This window comes from Streptomyces sp. NPDC049541 (assembly GCF_044465725.1).
In the GTDB taxonomy this organism is placed as follows: domain Bacteria; phylum Actinomycetota; class Actinomycetes; order Streptomycetales; family Streptomycetaceae; genus Streptomyces.
The window spans coordinates 408734-428248 of the sequence record NZ_JBITLY010000007.1 but is presented as its reverse complement, the minus strand read 5'-3'; the positions used below and the strand labels follow the sequence as shown (position 1 = coordinate 428248).

The window sequence follows — 19515 nt, the reverse complement described above, 5'->3', positions numbered from 1 at the left end:
CTCAGCCGAGGGTCAGCAGGACCGTGGCGGCCGCGGCGCCCAGCAGGCCGGCCGTCTGCCGTGGGGTGACGCGTTCGTGCAGCAGGGCCAGGCCGAGGACGACGGGAAGTGCGGGGTAGAGGGAAGCGAGGACCACGGCGACGGCGAGCAGCTGCCGCTGGGCGGCGAGCAGATAGAGGATCAGCCCGAGGGCGGCACCGGCGCCGACGAGGAGGGCCTCGGCGGTGAGGTGTCCCGGCAGCCGCAGCTGGTGTCGGTGCCGGGTGGCGGTGGGCAGCAGCAGAAGCACGGCGGCGACGCGGCCCGCCGCCACCGGCCACAGTCCGGCGGAGGGTCCCGCCAGTCCGAGCGCGACGTACTGCACGGCGACCCCGGCGCTCGCCAGCAGGCCGTCCGCCACCTGCCCGCCCGCGCCCCGGCCGCCGGATCCGCCGCCGGCGACGAGCCAGAGCGCGGGGACGGTCACCGCGATGCCGGTCCAGGCCAGGGCGCCGGGGCGGTCACCGAGGACGAGCACCCCGCACAGCACGGACAGGGCGACGCCGGTGACCGCGCTGACGGGGACGACGACGCTCATCGCGCCGCGGCTCAGTCCGCGGTTGAGGAAGTGCATGGCGGTGCCGCTACCGAGGCCGGACAGGGCTCCCCAGAGCAGGTCGGCGGGGTGGACGGCGTCGGCAGGCACCAAAAGGGCGGCCAGGCCCGCGAGGAGCAGACCGCCCAGCTGACCGAGGAAGGTGATCGAGGTGAAGGGGGCGCGGCGGGACAGCAGCCCGCCGGTGAAGTCGACGAGGCCGTAGCAGACCGCCGAGGCCAGTGCGAGGAGAGGGCCCATCCGGTGTGGGGTGCCCCGGTCGGGGGCTCCGATGCGCGGTGGCGGGCCCTCAGCGGGTGGTGCTCAGGCCGCCCGCGCCGGTTGCGGGGCCGCGGCGGCCCACTCCAGGACGAGACGCTGGTACTCCTCGCGCTGCTCGCCGCTCAGTGTCCCGCCCGACCGGCGCCACAGGGCCCGGATCTCCTCGTTGACCTCGGCTGCCGAGCGCTCGGAGACGGGTTCAACAGTGGTGGACATGATGTGAAGCATACGGCTCCGGAGGTGAAGGCGCTGTGAGTAAGGCGACATCAATCAGGCATATCGGACGTGTTGCTGATCACGTCCATCTGCCCACGCGAGCCGCCGAGTTCAGGCTTCCGCCGCGCCCAGCACCAGCACCTGGATCGCGAGGACGGCCGCACCACGGGCCCAGTCGTGGAAGTCGGACACCTTGGTCTCCAGCGGGACAGGGTCGGCCATCGGATGCCGGTGGGCGGCGATCGTCTGCCGCACTGTGTCTCCGGCCACATCCATCAGGCCGACGCCCTCGCCCGCGAGAAGGATCTTCTGGGGCATGACGAAGTTGGCGATCTGGGCGACCAGGGCGCCGAGGGCGCGGGCCGCCTCGTCGATGACGCGGGCGGGCATGGGTTCACCGGCGGCGGCCAGGGCGAGGATCTCCTCGTAGGTCCGGTCGCGGCCGTCGGCGGCCCGGACCTGGTAGCGGATGCTGGGGATGGCCAGCAGGGAGACGGCGCTGCCGCGTTCGCCGTCGGGGGTGAGCGGCCCGTTGGGGTTGATGATCCAGTGGCGGCCGAAGCCGCGGTCCTCCTCCGCGCGGGAGACCCGTTTGCCGCCCAGGACCAGCCCGTAGCCGATGCCGGCGCCGATGGTGAGGACGACGAAGCGCTCCAGGCCGCGCCCGGCCCCGAACCAGGTCTCGGCCTCGACGAGGGCGGCGACGTCGTTCTCGACGACGACGGGCAGCCCGGTGCGCTCCTCGACCAGACCGGCCAGCGGGACGTCCCGCCACTGCAGGAAGGGCGACTCCCCCACCACGGCCCGGTCCTCGACCAGCCCGCCCACACCGATTCCGATGCCGGCGAGTCGCGGGTGGACGCGGGCGAGTTCGTCCGTCATCGCGGCCAGCACGTCGGCGACTTCGGCCGGCTCGTGGGTGGTGAGCGGGCGGTCGTAGCGGGCGACGATGTCGCTGCGGAGGGTGGTCACGACGCCGTAGACCATGTCCTCGGTGATTTTGAAGCCGACGAAGGAGCGGGACTCGGCGACGACGGCCAGCGGCTGGGAGGGGCGCCCCTGGCGAACCTCCGCCGGCGCTCCGGCCTCGGCGACCTCGATCAGCAGGCCGGACTCGATCAGCGGTTTGGTGAGCCGGGTGAGGCTGCCCGCAGAGAGGTCGAGCCGCCGGGCGAGTTCGGTACGCGACAGCGGGCCGTTCACGAGCACCTCGATCGCCACCGAGCGCTCACCGGGGCTCAGCGGAAGCCAGCTGTCGGCAACTGTGGTCATGAAGGTCAGACTCCCACATGATTTTTTTCGCCATGGAAGTAACCAGGTCAGGTTAGCGCGCTCGACCGCGCAGGAAAAAGATGTCCGCCAGCCCCTTGACGCATTGATTCTTTCGAACCAAAAGTAAGTGGCCTGAGGACGAGCCGCCGCAGACGAGGGAGTCTCCCGATGACCATCGCCTCCAGCAGCCCTCCGTCGCGCCTGTCACTGCGCGGCCGGCAGAGGGAAGGGACCGAACAGAGGACGGGACGGGTCAGGGCCCGTGAGAACGGGGGCGACGGACGGCTGGCCGCGGTCTTCATCGCGCCGGCGCTACTGGGCTTCACGGTCTTTCTCCTCTGGCCGACGCTGCGCGGCATCTATCTGAGCTTCACGCGCTTCAACCTGCTCACGCCGGCCAAGTGGGTGGGCGTGGACAACTACATACGGATGATCCACGACCCGATCTTCTGGGACTCGCTCAAGGTCACCGTCGAGTACGTGGTCATCAACATCGGTGTCCAGACGGTGGCGGCGCTCGCCATCGCGGTGCTGCTGCAGCGGCTGACGCAGTCGGCGGTGCTGCGCGGGATCGTGCTCACGCCGTATCTGATGTCGAACGTCGTGGCGGGCGTCGTCTGGCTGTGGATCCTGGACACCCAGCTCGGCATCGGCAACCAGGTCATCGGGGCGCTCGGCTTCGACCACATCCCCTTCCTCGCCGACGAGCACTGGGCGATCCCCACGATCGCGCTGATCAACGTGTGGCGGCATGTCGGATACACGGCGCTGCTGCTGTTCGCGGGGCTCATGGCCATCCCGAACGACATGTACGAGGCGGCCCGGGTGGACGGCGCGAGCGAGTGGCGGATGTTCTGGCGGATCACGCTGCCGCTGCTGCGGCCGGTGCTGGCGGTCGTGCTGATCATGACGGTGATCGGCTCGTTCCAGGTGTTCGACACCGTCGCCGTGACCACCATGGGCGGCCCGGCGAACGCCACCAACGTGCTCCAGTACTACATCTACGGCGCCGCCTTCGGCCGCTTCCAGTTCGGCTATGCCTCGGCCATGTCCGTGGCCCTGCTCCTCGTGCTGAGCGCGATCACGTTCCTGCAGTACCGGCTCACCCGGGCCGGCCAGAGCGACCTCGGCTGACGGAAGGGAGAGAAACGACATGGCTGCCGTGGCAACCACCACGACCGTACGGCCCACCAGGCGCCGCACCTCCTTCGGCCGGATCGTCGCCTGGGCGGTGATGGCCGCGATCCTGCTGATCACCCTGCTGCCGTTCTACTGGATCCTGCGCACCGCACTGTCCACCAACACCGCGCTCGCCGCCCATCCCGGCGACCCGCTCCCCGTCGGCCTGACGGCGGGCGGCTTCGAGCGGGCGCTGGGCCTGCAGTCGGCGAAGGAGGCGATCGCGCAGGGCGGTGCGGGCGGCGGGCTGACGTTCTGGCGCTATCTGCTCAACTCGGTGATCGTCTCGACGCTGATCACCGTCTGCCAGATCTTCTTCTCCTCGATGGCCGCCTACGCCTTCGCGCGCCTGAGGTGGCGCGGCCGGGACAAGGTGTTCGGGCTGTTCCTCGCCGGCCTGATGGTCCCCGCGATCTTCACGCTGCTGCCGAACTTCGTGCTCATCAAGCAACTCCACCTGGTGGACACGCTGTTGGGCATCGCCCTGCCGACGATGTTCATGACGCCGTTCGCGGTGTTCTTCCTGCGCCAGTTCTTCATGAACGTCCCGCGCGAGGTCGAGGAGGCCGCGCTGCTGGACGGCGCGGGGAAGGTACGGATCTTCTTCCGGGTGCTGCTGCCGATGGCGTCGACGCCGATCCTCACCCTGGGCGTGCTGACGTACATCACCTCCTGGAACGACTACTTCTGGCCGCTGATGGTGTCCTACAGCGACAGCTCGCGGGTGCTGACGGTGGCGCTGGCCATCTTCCGGGCGCAGACCCCGCAGACCGGCTACGACTGGTCGGGTCTGATGGCCGCGACCCTCATCGCCGCGCTTCCGATGCTCGTGCTCTTCGGGTTCTTCGCGCGCCGCATCGTCAGCACCATCAGCTTCACCGGGATCAAGTAAGGGGACTGGCATGCGAGTTCGGATGCGGAGCGCCGTGGCGCTGACCGGCGCGCTGGCGCTGTCCCTGGTCGCCGGGTGCGCGAAGGGCGGCGGAGCGGGAGCGGACGCGAACACGGTGACGTACTGGCTGTGGGACTCCAACCAGCTGCCCGCCTACCAGGCCTGCGCGAAGGGTTTCGAGAAGGAGAACCCGGGCCTGGACGTGAAGATCAGCCAGATGGGCTGGGACGACTACTGGACCAAGCTGACCGCGAGCTTCATCGCGGGCACCCAGCCCGACGTCTTCACCGACCACATCCAGAAGTTCGGCCAGTTCGCCGACCTGAAGGTCCTCGAACCACTGGACGACCTCGGCATCGACCCCGCCGACTACCAGTCGGGGCTGGCCGACAACTGGATCGGACAGGACGGCCACCGGTACGGCGCCCCCAAGGACTGGGACACGGTCGCCCTCTTCTACAACACGAAGATGGCGAAGGCGGCGGGCCTCACCCCGCAGCAGCTCAACTCCCTGTCCTGGAACCCGAAGGACGGCGGCAGCTTCGAGAAGGCCATCGCCCACCTCACGATCGACATCCACGGCAAGCGCGGCGACCAACCCGGCTTCGACAGGAAGCACGTCAAGGTGTACGGCCTGGCGACCGGCGGTGGCGGCGACGGCGACGGACAGACGCAGTGGAGCAACTTCGCGGCGTCCGCGGGCTGGAACTACACCGACAAGAAGCGGTGGGGCACCAAGTACCACTACGACAGCAAGACCTTCCAGTCCGTGATCAAGTGGTACTTCGGGCTGGCGAAGAAGGGCTATCTGGCACCGCTGACGGACTACAGCGCGGGCGCCAACCCGGCCAACGCCCAGGTGGCCGCGGGCAAGGCGGCGACCGCTTTCGACGGCGCCTGGATGATCTCCACGTACTACGCGATGAAGGGCATCAAGGTCGCCACCGCCTCCACACCCGTCGGCCCGACCGGCAAGCGCGCCACCATGATGAACGGCCTCGCCGACTCCATCACCAGGAACGCCCACAACAAGCAGGGCGCCAAGAAGTGGGTGCGGTACCTGTCCTCGGACGCCTGCCAGAAGATCGTCGGCCGTTACGGCATCGTCTTCCCGGCCACCCTCGCCGGGACGAAGGCCGCGGTGGCCGCCTACGGGAAGAAGGGCATCGACGTCACGGCGTTCACCAAGCCGGTCGCCGACAAGAAGGACTTCAGGACCTTCACCTTCCCCATCACCGACAACGCGGCGGACGTGTTCGCCCTCATGCACCCGGCCATGCAGGGAATCTTCGGCGGCGACAAGTCGGTCACCAGCCTCGACCAGACCAACGACCAGATCAATCTCATCCTCTCGCAGTGATCTCCCGACCAGTGAAGGACACTTTTTTCATGACGTTCTCGCTCGGCATCGTCGGTGCCGGCCAGTTCTCCGGCCAGTTCGCCACCCTCTTCCAAGCCCATCCCGGGGTCAGCGACGTCTACGTCACCGACCTCCTTCCCGAACGGGCCGAACAGCTCGCAGCAGCACAGCGGTTGGCGGGCACCTTCCCCACGTACGAGGCCATGCTGGAGTCGCAGGCCGTCGACGCGGTCGCCATCTTCACCCAGCGCTGGACCCACGGACCGCTGGTCCTGCAGGGCCTGGGCGCCGGCAAGCACGTGTACTCCGCGGTCCCGATGGCCATGGCCACCGAGGAGATCGCCGCCATCATCGACGCGGTCAAGGCGACCGGGCTGACGTACATGATGGGCGAGACCAGCCAGTACAACCCGGCGACCGTGCACGCCCGCAACCAGATCGCCGAGGGCGCCTTCGGACGGATCTTCTACGCCGAGGGCGACTACGTCCACGACATGGATCTGGGGTTCTACGAGGCCTACCAGTACAGCGGCGGCGAGAACTGGAAGCAGACCGCCAGCTATCCCCCGCTGCTCTACCCCACGCACTCGGTGGGCGGTGTGCTCGGCGCCTGGCAGACGCACGCGGTGAGCGTGTCGGCCATCGGGGTCGTGGACGAGCGCGGCGACGGCGTCTTCGACAAGGAGGTCAGCCAGTTCGGCAACGACTTCTCCAACGCCACCGCGCTGTTCGAGGTGGCCGGCGGCGGGTCGTTCCGTACGAACGAGTTCCGTCGCGTGGGCTATCCCTCGCACATCCGGGAGTCGCGTTTCCGGTTCTTCGGGACCGAGGCGAGCATGGAGCAGCTCGCCACGGTGGCCCTGTGGCAGGACAAGAAGGGGGTCAAGGACATCAGCGAACTGCTGGAGCCCAAGCCCACCCTGTCTCCTGACGACCCGTCACTCCAGCACATCGCGCCGGATCTGCGGGCCGCCTTCACCTCGGGTTCGGCGCCTGTGCACGACCGGGCGCGGCTGCCGCGGGAGTTCGACCATCTGCACAACGGGCACGAGGGCAGCCACCACTTCCTCGTCGACGACTTCGTGACCGCCGTGAACACACGGTCGCTGCCGTCGGTGAACGCGTGGGTGGCCGCCCGCTACACCCTGCCGGGCATCGTCGCGCACGAGTCGGCGCGGCAGGGCGGGGTCAGGCTGGAGATCCCGGACTTCGGGGACGCCCCGCAGTAGGGGGGACGCCGGGGCCGGGTGCCTGCTCAGGTGCCCGGCTTGCGGCCGTAGACGAAGACGTCGTCGCCGGTCTTCAGCAGGTCCCAGTACTTCTTGGCCGTGGTGGGGGTCATGTTGACGCAGCCGTGCGAGCCGGGCGGGTTCCACATGCTGAGGTTGACCGAGTGGAAGGCCTGGCCGCCGTCGAAGAACTGGCTGTAGGGCATGGGCACGTTGTAGATGTTCGAGACGTGGTTCTTGTCCCGCCAGTAGATCTTCTTCAGGCCGGTGCGGGTCTCGTAGCCGTCGCGGCCGGTGCGGACCGGGACGGGGCCGTAGACGAGCCTGCTGCCGTCCTGGATCCAGCTGAGCTGGAGGGTGAGGTTCACGCAGGCGATGCGGCCCTTGTTGGTCGGGCAGGCGCCACTCCGGTTGGGGTTGTTCCCGACGGCCTTCTGCTTGGTCATGAGGTCCATCACGCCCCAGGTGACGGAACCCGCGTACCCGATGTTCGGGGTGATGCCGTGCTTGGTCTGGAAGGCCTTGATGGCCTTGCAGTCGGTGGCGGACTGCTTGCCGTCGACGGTCAGGCCGAGGAACTTCTCGACCTGCTTCTGGTAGGGCCCGGTCTGTGTGGTGCAGCCGGTGGCCGCCTGCGCGGGCGCCGTCCCCAGCGCGAGTGCGAGCGGCGCCACCAGTCCGGTGAGCCCGAGTGCGACGACACCCCGTCTGCGTATGTCCCCCATGGCCTGCCTTGCCTTTCGTGCGGTCGGATTCGGTCAGATCTGCGATCTCTGCCAGCTAGACCGGCGTCCGGCGCGATCGGTTGCAAGGCCTCCTCACGATGCGACGAAACGGTGACATTCGCAGTGCCGCAGGTCACAGCGTGATGCACGCCCCACCTCGGGCCGCCTGCGCCCCTTGGCTCTCGCCTGTCCCGCGAGCCTCAGACGTCCCGGCTCTGGCGGGTCGCCCTGAGGAATCCCGTGTTCACCGCGGTGAGGCCGCCGTCGACCGTGAGCGAGGTGCCGGTGATCCAGGACGCCTCGCGGGAGGCGAGGAAGGCGACAGCGGCGGCGATGTCGTCCGGCTCCCCGACCCTGCCGAGCGGGTACAGCGGACGCAGGGCCTCGAGCTCGTCCTCGCGGCCCTCCCACGCCGAGGTGCGCACCGTGCCGGGCACCACGAGGTTGACGCGGACCCCCCGTGCGGCGACGTGCGCGGCCATGGTGCGGGTGAGGGAGACCAGGGCGGCCTTGGCCGCACTGTAGGCGTGGTTGCCGAAGTCCTGAAGGGCGTTGACGGAACCGATGTTGACGACGGCACCGCGCCCGGAGGCGGCCAGGTGCGGGAGGGCCGCGCGGCAGCAGCGGTAGGTGCCGGTCAGGGTGATGTCGAGGTCGCGCTCCCAGGCCTCGTCCGGGCCGTCCTCGAACAGGGGGGTGTCGGGGGTGCAGCTCGCCGCGCTGTTGACCAGGACGTCCAGCGAACCGAAGGCGTCCACGGCATGCGCGACGGCCGCGTCCACGGAGGCCCGGTCGGCCACGTCGCACCCCGCCGCCTCGGCGGCCAGGCCCTGTTCCCGCAGCACTGCCGCGGTCCTGGCCGCCTCGGGCGCGTCCACGTCGGTCAGCAGCACTCGCGCCCCTTCCTCCGCGAGCCTGCGGGCGACAGCGGCTCCGATGCCTCGGGCGGCGCCGGTGACGAGAACTCCGTATCCTGCACAGCGCATTGCGTCCGTCATGGATCGCACCGTAGTGCCACGCCGATCAACTGGGCCGATACTGTGCGGCATGTCCGCGTTCATACAGCAACTGCCTGCGCTCATCGGCGTCGTCATCGGAGCGCTCGGTTCGTATCTGGCCGTCGTGCGCAGCGACCGCGCCCGCTTCCACCGGGAGCAGACGGTCCGTTGGGAGGAGCGGCGGCTGGCGGTGTACGCCGACTACGCGAGCGCGCTGAAGAAGTCCGTCACGCTGGCGTGCCGAGGCGCGTCCCACCTCGGCAACGACCCTCACCCGCATCCCCTGCCCCCCGAGGAGGTCGCACCGCTGCTGGCCGAGGCCACTCTCGGACGGGATCCGGTGGGAGAAGCGCTGCTCCTGCTGGGGAGTCCGGAGGTGGTGGAGAAGGCCCGGGGGTGGGTCACGGTGGTGCTGGAGATGGAGCAGTTCCTGCGCGACGGGACTCGCGATCCTGCGGGATGGCAGGCGCTGGTGGAGCGGCATCGCATCGGACGTGACGGCTACTACGGCGCCGTACGCGACGACTTGGCTCTGCCACCGGGCCTCTCGGTGCGGTGGCAGCTGCCGCCGGTGTCCTCCTCCTGATCTCACCGGTACCCGGTGGTGTCCGCCGGCTTCCCCGCGTCCTGGACCTCGACGAGGTACCGCCAGGCGTCGGGACGGCTGCCGTCGAGGTCCGTGAAGCCGTACTCCCGGGCGAGTGAGCCGCTGGAGAGGGACGCGCCGTTCCACCGGGCCACGTCGGGGTCGGCGGCGAGGGCGGCGACGGCGCGGCCCACGTAGTGCGGGGTCTCGGAGATGGCGAAGTGGGGGACGCGTTCCAGGGCGTCGCGCCAGTTGTCCTCGCGTACGCCGAACTGGTCGAGCATGATCTCCGAGCGCAGCCAGCCGGGTGTCAGCGCGAGGGCCGTCGCCCCGCGCGGCCCGAGTTCATGGGCCAGGGCGAAGGCCATGCGCAGCACGGACGCCTTGGCGAGGTCGTAGAAGAAGGAGACGCGGTAGGTGTCGCGGTTGTACTCGGCGGTTCCGTCGGTGACCTCCACGACCAGGCCGCCGGGGTGGCGCAGCAGGAGCGGCAGGGCGTGGTGGCTGGTGATCGCGTGCGTCTCGACGGCGAGCCGGAGCAGCCGGAGCCCGTCGTCGAGGTCGTGCTCCCAGAGGGGCCTGTCCCATGCGAAGAGCTTCTCGCCGCCCCAGATGTCGTTGACGAGGACGTCGAGGCGGCCCTGTTCGTCCGCGATGCGCTCCACGAGGGTGCGGACCTGCGCCGGGTCGAGGTGGTCGGTGGGTACGGCGATGCCCTGGCCGCCCGCCGCGGTGACGAGGTCGGCGGTGTCCTCGATGGCCTCGGGGCGGTCGTACTCCGAGCGCTGCGCACGCGTCGTGCGTCCGGTGACGTAGACCGTGGCACCGGCGGCACCGAGTTCCACCGCGATCCCGCGGCCCGCGCCCCGCGTCGCCCCGGCGACCAGCGCCACCTTGCCCTTCAGTGGTGCGGACATGTCCGGCCTCCCCTTTCCCTACGGCTGCTGTCCCTGTCGAGGGTGCCGAAGAAGCCGGACATCTTCTGTCGTCTTTTACGGTCGCAGTCTCGCGGCGAGGGCGTCCTCGTCCGCGAGGAACCAGATGTGGCTGCCCTGGTTGGTCTCGTGGACGAAGTCGCGCAGTGCCGAGCTCTCGGCGAGGTGCCGGGAGAGGTCGCCGACGACGGCGAGCCGCACCCGGTAGTTCACGAACTTCTGCATGACCGCGCCCGCGACCCCCGACTTGAGCCGGAAGAACTCGTCCGCCACCCGCTCGACGGGCAGCGCGACCAGTTCCGCGTCGTACCCCATCGCGTCGCCGATCAGATCGAGCGCGGCCTGTTCACCGTCGAGCAGCGGGCCGTCGGGCGTACAGCGCAGGACGCGTACGCCGTGCAGGTCTTCGAGCGTTCCGGGGGTCGTGGTCATGGGACGGGATCATAGGAGTTTCAGTGGCCGCGGGTGATCCATTCCTCCAGGTGGGGCGCTTCGGCTCCGATGGTGGTCGGATCGCCGTGGCCGGTGAGGACCTTGGTCTCCGGGGGGAGGGTGAGCAGGCGGTCGCGGATGGAGTCGATGATCGTCGGGAAGTGGGAGTAGGAGCGGCCGGTCGCGCCGGGGCCGCCATGGAAGAGGGTGTCGCCGGTGAAGACCGCGGCCAGGGCGGGGTCGTACAGGCAGACGGCGCCCGGTGCATGGCCCGGGGTGTGGAGGACCGTCAGGTCGACCCCTGCCGCCTCGATGACCTGGCCGTCGCGCAGATGGGCGTCGGGGTCGCGGTTCGGGTGGGTGAGCTTCCACAGCGGCAGGTCGTCGGGGTGCAGCCAGATGGTCGCGCCGGTGCGGTCGGCCAGCGCGGGCGCGGCGTCGATGTGGTCGTCGTGGGCGTGGGTGCACACGATGGCCGCGAGGCGGCGGTCCCCCACGGCCTCGGCGATGGCGTCGGCGTCGTGAGCGGCGTCGATGACGATGACCTCGTGGTCGTCGCCCACGATCCACACGTTGTTGTCGACCTCCCAGGTGCCGCCGTCGAGGCTGAAGGTGCCGGAGGTGACGAGGCGTTCGATGCGTGCGGCCATCACAGCACCACCACCGAGCGCAGCACGTCGCCGTGGTGCATCCGCTCGAAGGCCTGCTCCACGTCGGTGAGCCGGATGGTCTCGGTGACGAACTTGTCCAGCGGCAGGCGACCCTGCAGATGCAGGTCGATGAGCATCGGGAAGTCACGGGAGGGCAGGCAGTCGCCGTACCAGGACGACTTCAGCGATCCGCCCCGCCCGAAGACATCCAGGAGCGGCAGCTCCAGCTTCATCTCCGGGGTCGGCACGCCGACGAGGACGACCGTGCCGGCGAGGTCGCGTGCGTAGAAGGCCTGCTGGTACGTCTCCGGGCGGCCCACCGCCTCGATGACGACATCGGCGCCGAAGCCGCCGGTCAGCTCGCGGATCGCCTCGACGGGGTCGGTCTCCTTGGAGTTGACGGTGTGGGTCGCGCCCATCTCCCGTGCCTTGGCCAGCTTCCGGTCGTCGATGTCCACCGCGATGATCTTCGCGGCGCCCGCCAGGTTCGCTCCCGCGATCGCCGCGTCACCCACGCCGCCGCAGCCGATGACCGCCACGCTGTCGCCGCGGCCGACGTTGCCGGTGTTGATCGCCGCGCCGATGCCTGCCATCACCCCGCAGCCCAGCAGCCCCGCCACCTGCGGGGCGACGCTCGCATCCACCTTGGTGCACTGCCCGGCCGCGACCAGGGTCTTCTCCGCGAAGGCGCCGATGCCCAGCGCCGGGGACAGCTCGGTGCCGTCGGTGAGGGTCATCTTCTGTTCGGCGTTGTGGGTGTTGAAGCAGTACCAGGGCCGTCCCCGCAGACAGGCCCGGCACTGACCGCACACGGCCCGCCAGTTGAGGATCACGAAGTCGCCGGGTGCGACGTCCGTGACGCCCGCGCCGACCGACTCCACCACACCGGCCGCCTCATGGCCGAGCAGGAAGGGGAAGTCGTCGCTGATACCGCCCTGCTTGTAGTGCAGATCGGTATGACACACCCCGCACGCCTGGATCCGTACGACCGCTTCCCCCGGGCCGGGGTCCGGCACGACGATCGTCTCCACCCGCACCGGCTCGCCCTTGCCCGGTGCGATCACGCCGCGTACTTCCTGCGCCATGGCGTCGAACCCTTTCGTCTGCGGATGTCCGTGCTTCCGACCCTAGGGGTGACTGATCAGTAACGGTGCCGGAGCAGACTGCCTCGGGGCGCCTGCCGCCCGACGTAGCCTGAATGCTCCGCACGACTCCCGAGGAGCGCCGTGAGCATCGCCGAGCCCGAGCCCCGACCGCCCGCCTGGCGGCTGCTCCTCGCCCAGGTACGGCCGCACCGGTGGTCCCTGCTGACGGGCGCGCTGTTGTCGCTGGTGACGGGGGCCACCGGGCTGCTGCTGCCGCTGGTGGCCAAGGGGCTGATCGAGGATCTGTCGCACGACCGGGCCATCACCGGCGCGCTGCTCGCCATGTCGGGGCTGGTGGTCACCAATGCCGCGCTGGGCGCGCTCGGTTCGTATGTGCTGCGCCGGACCGCGGAGTCGGTGGTGCTCGGCGCGCGGCGCACCCTGTCCTCGTATCTGCTGCGGCTGCGCATCCCCACGGTGGACCGCACCGAGCCGGGCGACCTGATGGCCCGCATCACCTCCGACACCACGCTGCTGCGCGAGGTCACCACCGATTCGCTGATCGGCCTGGGAACGGGCGGGCTCACGCTCGTGGCGACGGTGGTGATGATGGGGCTGGTGGATCCGGTGCTGCTCGGTGTCACCCTGTGCGTGATCCTCGGTGCGGGCACGGTGCTCGGGGTGATCGTGCCGCGCATCAACCGGGCCAGCCGGCAGGCGCAGGACGCGGTCGGCATGATGGGGGCCTCGCTGGAGCGGGTTCTCGGCGCGCTGCGCACGGTCAAGGCGTCGGGCGCCGAGGACCGCGAGGAGCGGAGCCTGCACGAGGCCGCCGAGGAGTCGTGGCGGCAGAGCGTGCGCGCCGCCAAGTGGTCGGCCGCGGCGGGCAACACGGCCGGTCTCGCGATGCAGATCGCCTTCATCACGGTGCTCGCGGTGGGCGGGGCACGGGTGGCGACCGGGGCCATCCAGATCGGCACCCTGGTCGCGTTCCTGCTGTACGTCTTCTATCTGATGTCGCCGATCCAGCAGGTGGTCGGCGCGATCACGCAGTACCAGACGGGTGCCGCCGCTCTCGCCCGTATCCAGGAGGCGCTGAGCCTGCCTTCCGAACCGGCGGCCCGTCCCGCCCCGTTGCCCACGGCGGGCGCGGAACCGGCCGCGCTCGCCTTCGACGAGGTCCGGTTCCGGTACGCCGACGATCTGCCGTACGTCCATCACGGGGTGACGTTCTCCGTGCCGGCCCGTGGCATGACCGCGTTCGTCGGCCCGTCCGGCGCGGGCAAGACGACATTGTTCTCGCTCATCGAGCGGTTCTACGATCCCGAGTCCGGGACCGTCACGCTGGACGGAATCGCCCTGCAGGACTGGGAGTTGCCGAGGCTCCGGTCGGCCATCGGCTATGTGGAGCAGGACGCTCCCGTGCTGTCGGGTTCGCTGCGGGACAATCTGCTGCTGGGCAATCCGGATGCGGATGACGACGCGGTGACGCGCGTGCTGAAGACGACCCGGCTGGACGGTCTGGTCGCCCGGCTGCCCGGTGGCCTCGACACGCTGGTGGGGCACCGTGGCACCAAGCTGTCGGGCGGTGAGCGGCAGCGGGTCGCCATCGCCCGCGCGTTGCTGCGCCGGCCTCGGCTGCTGTTGCTCGACGAGGCGACCTCGCAGCTGGATGCGGTGAACGAGGCGGCGCTGCGGGACACGGTCGACGACGTCGCCCGGACCACAACGGTTCTTGTCGTGGCGCACCGGCTGTCCACGGTGACGATGGCCGACCGGATTGTGGTGATGGATGCGGGGCGGGTGCGGGCCGTTGGGACCCATCGGGAGTTGGTTGCCGCGGATCCGTTGTACGCCGAGTTGGCGGCCACGCAGTTTCTTGCCACTGCCGACTGATTTGCGGGGTTCTTCGTTCGACTGCGGCACCATGGCGGGCTGGTCGCGCAGTTCCCCGCGCCCCTTTGGGGCGCTCCTCCGGCCGCCTCCTTCTCAGTTCTGGAGTCTGCGCAGGCGCTCGGCGTCGCTTGTGCGGGGGCAGGTCACGCAGGCCTCGGCGGGCTTGATCGCATAAAACATGCAGCAGCCGGTGCGGGTGCGGGTGATGTGTCGTCGGCCGTCGTCGCCCGCCAAGTGGCGGAAGGCGGCGGCCGGGTACGGGGGCACGGCGATCGGGAGGACGTCGGTGGCGGCTCGTACGGCGGTGGCCTCCTGGCCGAGCATGCGGCCGAGGTACCAGATGCCGGACACGAGGTCGTCGGCGACCATTCCCCACAGGGAACGCGCCCCGCGTCGTGCGACGGGGCCGATCGCGGCCAGCAGCGGGCGCATGTGGTCGGCCGTCGACCTGCGCAACGCGGCCCGCAGGGACTCTTCCTGAGGGGTCGTCAGCGTGCCGGGAAGTGCGGCGAGGGGGTCGCTGGGCAGACAGGCGAGCTCGGTACCGGGGGTGATCTCGTACGTACCCGTGGTGAGATCGAGGCGCAGGTCCTCGGGGCGGATGCGGGGCACTCGCCGTTCGAGGTACCAGGTCCCACCCAGCAGGACGCCGAGGGTCCAGGCGTAGCCGTGCAGGGCGCGTGAGGCGGCGACGTCGCGGCGCGCGGCGACGCCGTACCGGGCGTGGATGCGGGCCGCCTCGGCGTCGACGAAGGCGTCGAGCACGCTGCGGTCCGACGCCAACTCGGCCGCGGTGACCGCGGCCTGCGACTCGTGGCCCGGCTCGACGACCCGTACGGCCAGCGTTTCGCAGATGTCGGCGAGTCTGCGGTAGGCAGCGCCGAGGGCATGCGTGACGGCACCGGCGGACGGGGTCTTCAGGGCCACGGACATGGGCGCTCCAGCACAGGAAGTTCAAAGAGAACCGAGAAGGTAAGGCTCACCTTACTTCACGTGCTGCCGAGAGCGACCAGCAGGGCATTCACCACTGCCGATCATGGAACCTCCACGTCAGGGCCATCTCACAGCCAATTGAAAAGTAAAGCAAGGCTAGCCTAAGCTCACGGCTTGTGACTGCGACCCAACGGGGCGCACCTGTCGGTGTGCCCTCCCCTGCCCTCAGACACCTCCCCCTGTTCCTCGCCGGACTGGGCGCCCTGGTGCTCTGCACCGTGCTGAGCCTCGCGCTCGGCGCCCGGTCGGTGCCCCTGTCCACGGTGGCCGACGCGCTGTTCGGCCACGCCCGGGGCCGGGAGGCGCTCGTGGTCACCGGGCTGCGGCTGCCGCGCACCGTCATCGGACTCGCCGTGGGGGCCGCGCTCGGGGTCGCGGGGGCCGTAGCGCAGGGCATCACCCGCAATCCGCTCGCGTCGCCGACCACCCTCGGCATCAACGCGGGCGCCGGCTTCGCCGTCGTCGTCGCGATCTACGCACTGAAGCTCAACGACCCTGTGCAGTACGTGTGGTTCGCGTTCGCCGGGGCCGCGGGCGCCGCCCTGTTCGCCCAGGCGCTGGCCCGCCGCGCCGGGGACATCGATCCCGTAAGGCTCGCCCTCGGCGGCACCGTGCTCCAACTGGTGCTGCTGTCCTGGACGTCGGCGGTGATGCTGCTGAACCAGCGCACCCTCGACGAGGCCCGCTTCTGGCTGGCCGGATCCCTGTCCGGCAGGCCCCTCGACGTGCTGTGGCCGGTGCTGCCGACCCTGCTGCTCGGCCTGGCGGTCGCCCTCGCCGTGTCGCCCGCCCTCAACGCCCTTGCCCTGGGCGACGATTCGGCCCAGGCGCTCGGGGTGCCGGTGGCCCGGATCCGGCTGGCCGGCGGCATCGCGGTGGTCCTGCTCGCGGGATCGGCGGTCGCCATGGCCGGTCCGGTCGCCTTCATCGGCCTCGCCGCACCCCATCTCGTACGTCCCCTGGTGGGTGCCGACCACCGGCTGCTGGTGCCCGGCTGTCTGATCGCCGGACCGCTGCTGCTGCTCGCGGCCGATGTCCTCGGCCGGCTGGTGATCCGCCCCTCGGAACTGGAGGTCGGCATCGTGACGGCGTTCCTGGGCGCGCCCCTGCTGGCACTGCTGGCCCGGAAGGTGGCCCGATGACCGCCGGCCTTGCAACCCTCCCCGCCAAGTCCATGTCCCGCAGCCGGATGCGCCGCCGTGTCCTGGTGTTCGCCGCCGGCGGTCTCCTCGTCCTGTTCGTGCTGCTCACCGTCTCCCTGACGACCGGTGAGATGCCCATGCCCGCGGGCACGGCGCTGCGGGCCCTGGTCGGGCTCGGAGACTCTGGAGACGTGCTGGTGGTGCAGCAGTTCCGCGCGCCCAGGGCGGTGGCGGCGATCGTCGCCGGCGCCGGTCTCGGAGCGGCGGGCTGCGTGCTGCAGCGACTGTTCCGCAATCCCCTGGCGTCTCCCGATGTCATGGGCGTGACAGGCGGGGCCTCGCTGGGTGCGGTCGCGCTGATCGCCGCCGGGGCCTCGCAGACGCTGATCCCGGTCGGCGCGCTGGCCGGCGGCCTGCTTTCGGCGCTGCTGCTGGGTGTGTTCGCCTGGCGGTCCGGGCTCGCCGTCACCCGGCTGGTGCTCACCGGGCTCGCCGTGCAGGCGGGGCTGGCCGCCGCCGTGAACCTGATGATCGTGCGCTTCCCGGCCGAGCTCGCCGGTTCGGCGCTGCAGTGGACCACCGGCTCGGTGTACGGCCGGACGTGGACGGAGGTGTGGGGGGCGGCCGGCGCCATGGTGCCGGCGTTCGCCACCGCCCTGGTACTGCACCGACGGCTGGCCTTGCTCGACCTCGGGGACGAATCGGCGGGCGCGCTGGGTCTCGGGACGTCCGCCGCACGTCTTCAACTTCTCTTTGTGGCCGTGGCATTGGCGTCGCTCGCGGCCGCGCTCGCCGGTCCGGTGACCTTCGTCGCGCTCGCCGTGCCGCACCTCGTCCGCCTGGTCACCGGTCCGCCCACGGCGGCCTCCCTGGGGCTCGCCGGTCTCACCGGAGCGGTGCTGCTGCTCGCCTCCGACCTGGTGGTGCAGCACCTGCTGCCGATCGAAGGGCTGCCGGTCGGGGCGGTCACCGCCACGCTGGGCGCGCCCTGGCTGCTGGTGCTGATGTTCCGGCAGAGCTCACCCGTCCAGAGGAGCCACGCATGACCAACCAGTTGCAGACCCAGGGCCTCGATCTGCGCTACGGCGACCGGCTGGTCGTCGGCGGGCTCGATCTGACGCTGCCGGGCGGCGCCGTCACGGCGATCGTCGGTCCCAACGCCTGCGGGAAGTCCACCCTCTTGCGGGGCCTGAGCCGGCTGCTCGCCCCGTCCGCGGGCACCGTCACGCTGGACGGCGCGGACATCCACCGCATGCCGGCCCGGACGCTCGCCCGCCGGATGGGACTGCTGCCCCAGCAACCGGTCACGCCCGAGGCGATCACCGTCGAGGCGCTCGTACGGCTGGGCCGGTATCCGCACCAGCGGCTGCTGAGCCCCTGGTCGGCGGCGGACCAGCGGGCGGTGGACGAGGCCCTGGAACGCACCGGCACCGCGTCCCTGCGCGACCAGCCCGTCGACCGGCTCTCCGGTGGTCAGCGCCAACGCGCCTGGATCGCCCTGGCGTTGGCGCAGGACACCGAGCTGCTCCTGCTCGACGAACCCACCACCTTCCTCGACCTGCGGCACCAGCTCGACGTCCTCGACCTGGTGGCCGCCCTGCACGCCGAGGCGGGCCGCACCGTGGTGATGGTGCTGCACGACCTCGGACAGGCCGCCCGCTACGCGGACCACATGGTGGTCCTCAAGGAGGGACGCCTCGCCGCCGCCGGCGCCCCGGCCGACGTCCTCGACGCGGACCTGGTCAGGTCCGTGTTCGACGTGGACTGCCGGGTGATCCCCGACCCGGAGACCGGCACCCCGCTGGTCGTCCCGAAAAGCAGCGCGGTCCGGCAACCGGCCGCATCCGCCTGACCCACCACTCCCCTACCAGAAAGACCCACCCCCCATGTTCAAGCGCTCTCCCCTGCGCGGAATCGGCCGGCTGATCGCCGTGCTGCTCTCCGTCGTGCTCGGTACGGCCGTGCTGGCCGCCTGCGGCAGCGAGAAGACCGATGCGGCCGACACGGCCAAGGCCTCCGGCGTGGCATCAACCGGCTTCCCGCGCACCCTCAAGACCGTGATGGGCGACGTCAAGATCCCCTCGCAGCCGAAGCGGGTCGTGGTGCTCGACACCGGCGAGCTGGACGACGTCACCCTGCTCGGCATCGACCCGGTCGGCGCGGTCGCCCCGCACTTCAAGACGGAGGGCGGCTTCCCGACGTACCTCAAGGGCGAGCTGAGCGGCACCGCCGACGTCGGCCCTCTCCTGGAGCCCAACCTGGAGAAGATCGCCTCGCTGAAGCCGGATCTGATCCTGTCGTCGAAGATCCGGCACGAGAAGATCTACGACAAGCTCAGCGCCATCGCCCCGACCGTCTTCACGGAGACCACCGGCGGTGTCTGGAAGCAGAACCTCAAGGTGCACGCCGAGGCGCTCGGCCTGGAGAAGGAGGCCGCCGCGAAGCTCAAGGAGTACGAGACGCAGGCCAAGGCGCTGGGTGAGGCCATCAGGAAGAAGGACGGCGGCACCATGCCCACCGCGTCCGTGGTCCGCTTCATCGCCGGTCCGACCCGCCTCTACCAGACCAACTCCTACAGCGGTGTCGTGCTGAACGACATCGGCTTCCAGCGGCCCAAGTCCCAGGTGTCGAACGACCCCGCCGTCACCATGAAGGACGTCAGCCCGGAGGAGATCGACCAGGCCGACGCCGACCTGGTCTTCGTGACCACCGCCGACACCCCGGACAAGACCCAGCAGAAGCAGGTCACCTCCAACCCGGTCTGGAAGTCCCTCAAGGCCGTCAAGGACGGCAAGGTCTTCACCGTCCCGGACGAGACATGGATGTCCGGCATCGGCGTCCAGGCCGCGGAGCAGATGCTGAAGGACGTGGCGAAGGCCACCGGCGTGGAGCTCCCGAAGAAGTAACTCCCGCTTCCTCAGGGGCGGGCCGCCGCGGGGCGGCCCCGGGCCCCCCCCCGCCCGGGGGGGGGGGGGGGGGGGCCGGGGGGGGGGGGGGGGTGGCCGGGCCGCCCCCCCGGGGGGGGGGCCCCGGGGGTGCTGGCCCCCGCCCCCCCGGGGGGCCGGGGCG

Annotated in this window: 20 protein-coding genes; 10 read left to right on the top strand and 10 right to left on the bottom strand. The window is 70.5% G+C overall.

Features of this window, described 5'->3' with window-relative positions; translation table 11 throughout:
* Window position 1: 1 nt before the first annotated feature.
* The 3 genes from ACIBW9_RS27535 to ACIBW9_RS27525 all read right to left on the bottom strand — a co-directional run bounded on the left by ACIBW9_RS27535 (window position 2) and on the right by ACIBW9_RS27525 (window position 2344).
* Complete coding sequence (locus tag ACIBW9_RS27535; protein ID WP_398959435.1) at window positions 2-835, bottom strand: EamA family transporter; 834 nt, start codon at window positions 833-835, stop codon at window positions 2-4.
* Window positions 836-898: 63 nt separating this feature from the next.
* Window positions 899-1084 carry a hypothetical protein gene (locus ACIBW9_RS27530; protein ID WP_398959433.1) on the bottom strand — a complete coding sequence of 62 codons (186 nt, stop codon included), beginning with the start codon at window positions 1082-1084 and terminating at the stop codon, window positions 899-901.
* Between the two features lie 99 nt (window positions 1085-1183).
* Window positions 1184-2344: an ROK family protein gene (locus ACIBW9_RS27525; protein WP_398959431.1), complete on the bottom strand. Its 1161-nt coding sequence runs from the start codon at window positions 2342-2344 to the stop codon at window positions 1184-1186.
* A 168-nt stretch (window positions 2345-2512) separates the two neighbouring features.
* On the opposite strand from ACIBW9_RS27525, the gene ACIBW9_RS27520 reads away from it, so the two are divergent.
* Genes ACIBW9_RS27520 through ACIBW9_RS27505 form a run of 4 tightly spaced genes read left to right on the top strand, consistent with a single transcriptional unit; the run spans window position 2513 to window position 7004 of the window.
* A complete protein-coding gene (locus ACIBW9_RS27520) occupies window positions 2513-3478 on the top strand; it encodes a carbohydrate ABC transporter permease (RefSeq protein ID WP_398959429.1) in 966 nt (321 codons plus the stop codon).
* Between the two features lie 19 nt (window positions 3479-3497).
* A complete protein-coding gene (locus ACIBW9_RS27515) occupies window positions 3498-4415 on the top strand; it encodes a carbohydrate ABC transporter permease (protein ID WP_398959427.1) in 918 nt (305 codons plus the stop codon).
* A gap of 10 nt (window positions 4416-4425) precedes the next feature.
* Window positions 4426-5775: an ABC transporter substrate-binding protein gene (locus ACIBW9_RS27510; RefSeq protein WP_398959425.1), complete on the top strand. Its 1350-nt coding sequence runs from the start codon at window positions 4426-4428 to the stop codon at window positions 5773-5775.
* Window positions 5776-5804: 29 nt separating this feature from the next.
* Entirely contained in the window at window positions 5805-7004 is a 1200-nt protein-coding gene (locus ACIBW9_RS27505; RefSeq protein WP_398959423.1) for a Gfo/Idh/MocA family protein, read from the top strand.
* Window positions 7005-7030: 26 nt separating this feature from the next.
* On the opposite strand, the gene ACIBW9_RS27500 is transcribed toward ACIBW9_RS27505, so the two are convergent.
* Complete coding sequence (locus ACIBW9_RS27500; RefSeq protein ID WP_398959421.1) at window positions 7031-7729, bottom strand: L,D-transpeptidase family protein; 699 nt, start codon at window positions 7727-7729, stop codon at window positions 7031-7033.
* Between the two features lie 200 nt (window positions 7730-7929).
* On the bottom strand, window positions 7930-8727 hold the full coding sequence (locus tag ACIBW9_RS27495; RefSeq protein WP_398959419.1) for an SDR family NAD(P)-dependent oxidoreductase: 798 nt from the start codon (window positions 8725-8727) through the stop codon (window positions 7930-7932).
* Window positions 8728-8776: 49 nt separating this feature from the next.
* Here ACIBW9_RS27495 and ACIBW9_RS27490 point away from each other — a divergent pair, with 49 nt between their 5' ends.
* Window positions 8777-9313, top strand: coding sequence for a hypothetical protein (locus tag ACIBW9_RS27490; protein WP_398959417.1), 537 nt, complete (start codon window positions 8777-8779; stop codon window positions 9311-9313).
* Window positions 9314-9315: 2 nt separating this feature from the next.
* Here the strand turns inward: ACIBW9_RS27490 and ACIBW9_RS27485 are convergent, their stop codons facing one another.
* From ACIBW9_RS27485 to ACIBW9_RS27470, 4 genes are all read right to left on the bottom strand, one after another.
* Window positions 9316-10230: an SDR family oxidoreductase gene (locus ACIBW9_RS27485; RefSeq protein ID WP_398959415.1), complete on the bottom strand. Its 915-nt coding sequence runs from the start codon at window positions 10228-10230 to the stop codon at window positions 9316-9318.
* Window positions 10231-10305: 75 nt separating this feature from the next.
* Window positions 10306-10680 carry a DUF4180 domain-containing protein gene (locus tag ACIBW9_RS27480; protein ID WP_398959413.1) on the bottom strand — a complete coding sequence of 125 codons (375 nt, stop codon included), beginning with the start codon at window positions 10678-10680 and terminating at the stop codon, window positions 10306-10308.
* Between the two features lie 20 nt (window positions 10681-10700).
* Window positions 10701-11330 (bottom strand): MBL fold metallo-hydrolase, encoded by a 630-nt coding sequence (locus tag ACIBW9_RS27475; protein WP_398959411.1) that lies wholly within the window; start codon window positions 11328-11330, stop codon window positions 10701-10703.
* Entirely contained in the window at window positions 11330-12415 is a 1086-nt protein-coding gene (locus ACIBW9_RS27470; protein WP_398959409.1) for an S-(hydroxymethyl)mycothiol dehydrogenase, read from the bottom strand. The genes ACIBW9_RS27475 and ACIBW9_RS27470 overlap by 1 nt, the downstream gene beginning before the upstream one ends.
* A gap of 141 nt (window positions 12416-12556) precedes the next feature.
* Between ACIBW9_RS27470 and ACIBW9_RS27465 the strand changes: the two genes are divergently transcribed.
* Window positions 12557-14311, top strand: coding sequence for an ABC transporter ATP-binding protein (locus ACIBW9_RS27465; protein ID WP_398959407.1), 1755 nt, complete (start codon window positions 12557-12559; stop codon window positions 14309-14311).
* A gap of 93 nt (window positions 14312-14404) precedes the next feature.
* Here the strand turns inward: ACIBW9_RS27465 and ACIBW9_RS27460 are convergent, their stop codons facing one another.
* The gene (locus ACIBW9_RS27460; RefSeq protein ID WP_398959405.1) at window positions 14405-15244 is read right to left on the bottom strand and encodes a (2Fe-2S)-binding protein; all 840 of its coding nucleotides are present in this window, start codon (window positions 15242-15244) and stop codon (window positions 14405-14407) included.
* A 209-nt stretch (window positions 15245-15453) separates the two neighbouring features.
* Between ACIBW9_RS27460 and ACIBW9_RS27455 the strand changes: the two genes are divergently transcribed.
* The 4 genes from ACIBW9_RS27455 to ACIBW9_RS27440 are packed head-to-tail and all read left to right on the top strand — an operon-like array spanning window position 15454 to window position 19352.
* Window positions 15454-16446: a FecCD family ABC transporter permease gene (locus ACIBW9_RS27455; RefSeq protein WP_398959699.1), complete on the top strand. Its 993-nt coding sequence runs from the start codon at window positions 15454-15456 to the stop codon at window positions 16444-16446.
* Window positions 16443-17492 (top strand): FecCD family ABC transporter permease, encoded by a 1050-nt coding sequence (locus tag ACIBW9_RS27450; protein ID WP_398959403.1) that lies wholly within the window; start codon window positions 16443-16445, stop codon window positions 17490-17492. Before ACIBW9_RS27455 ends, ACIBW9_RS27450 begins: the two co-directional genes overlap by 4 nt.
* A complete protein-coding gene (locus ACIBW9_RS27445; RefSeq protein WP_398959401.1) occupies window positions 17489-18298 on the top strand; it encodes an ABC transporter ATP-binding protein in 810 nt (269 codons plus the stop codon). The genes ACIBW9_RS27450 and ACIBW9_RS27445 overlap by 4 nt, the downstream gene beginning before the upstream one ends.
* Before the next feature lie 34 nt (window positions 18299-18332).
* Window positions 18333-19352: an ABC transporter substrate-binding protein gene (locus ACIBW9_RS27440; protein ID WP_398959399.1), complete on the top strand. Its 1020-nt coding sequence runs from the start codon at window positions 18333-18335 to the stop codon at window positions 19350-19352.
* Window positions 19353-19515: the final 163 nt, after the last annotated feature.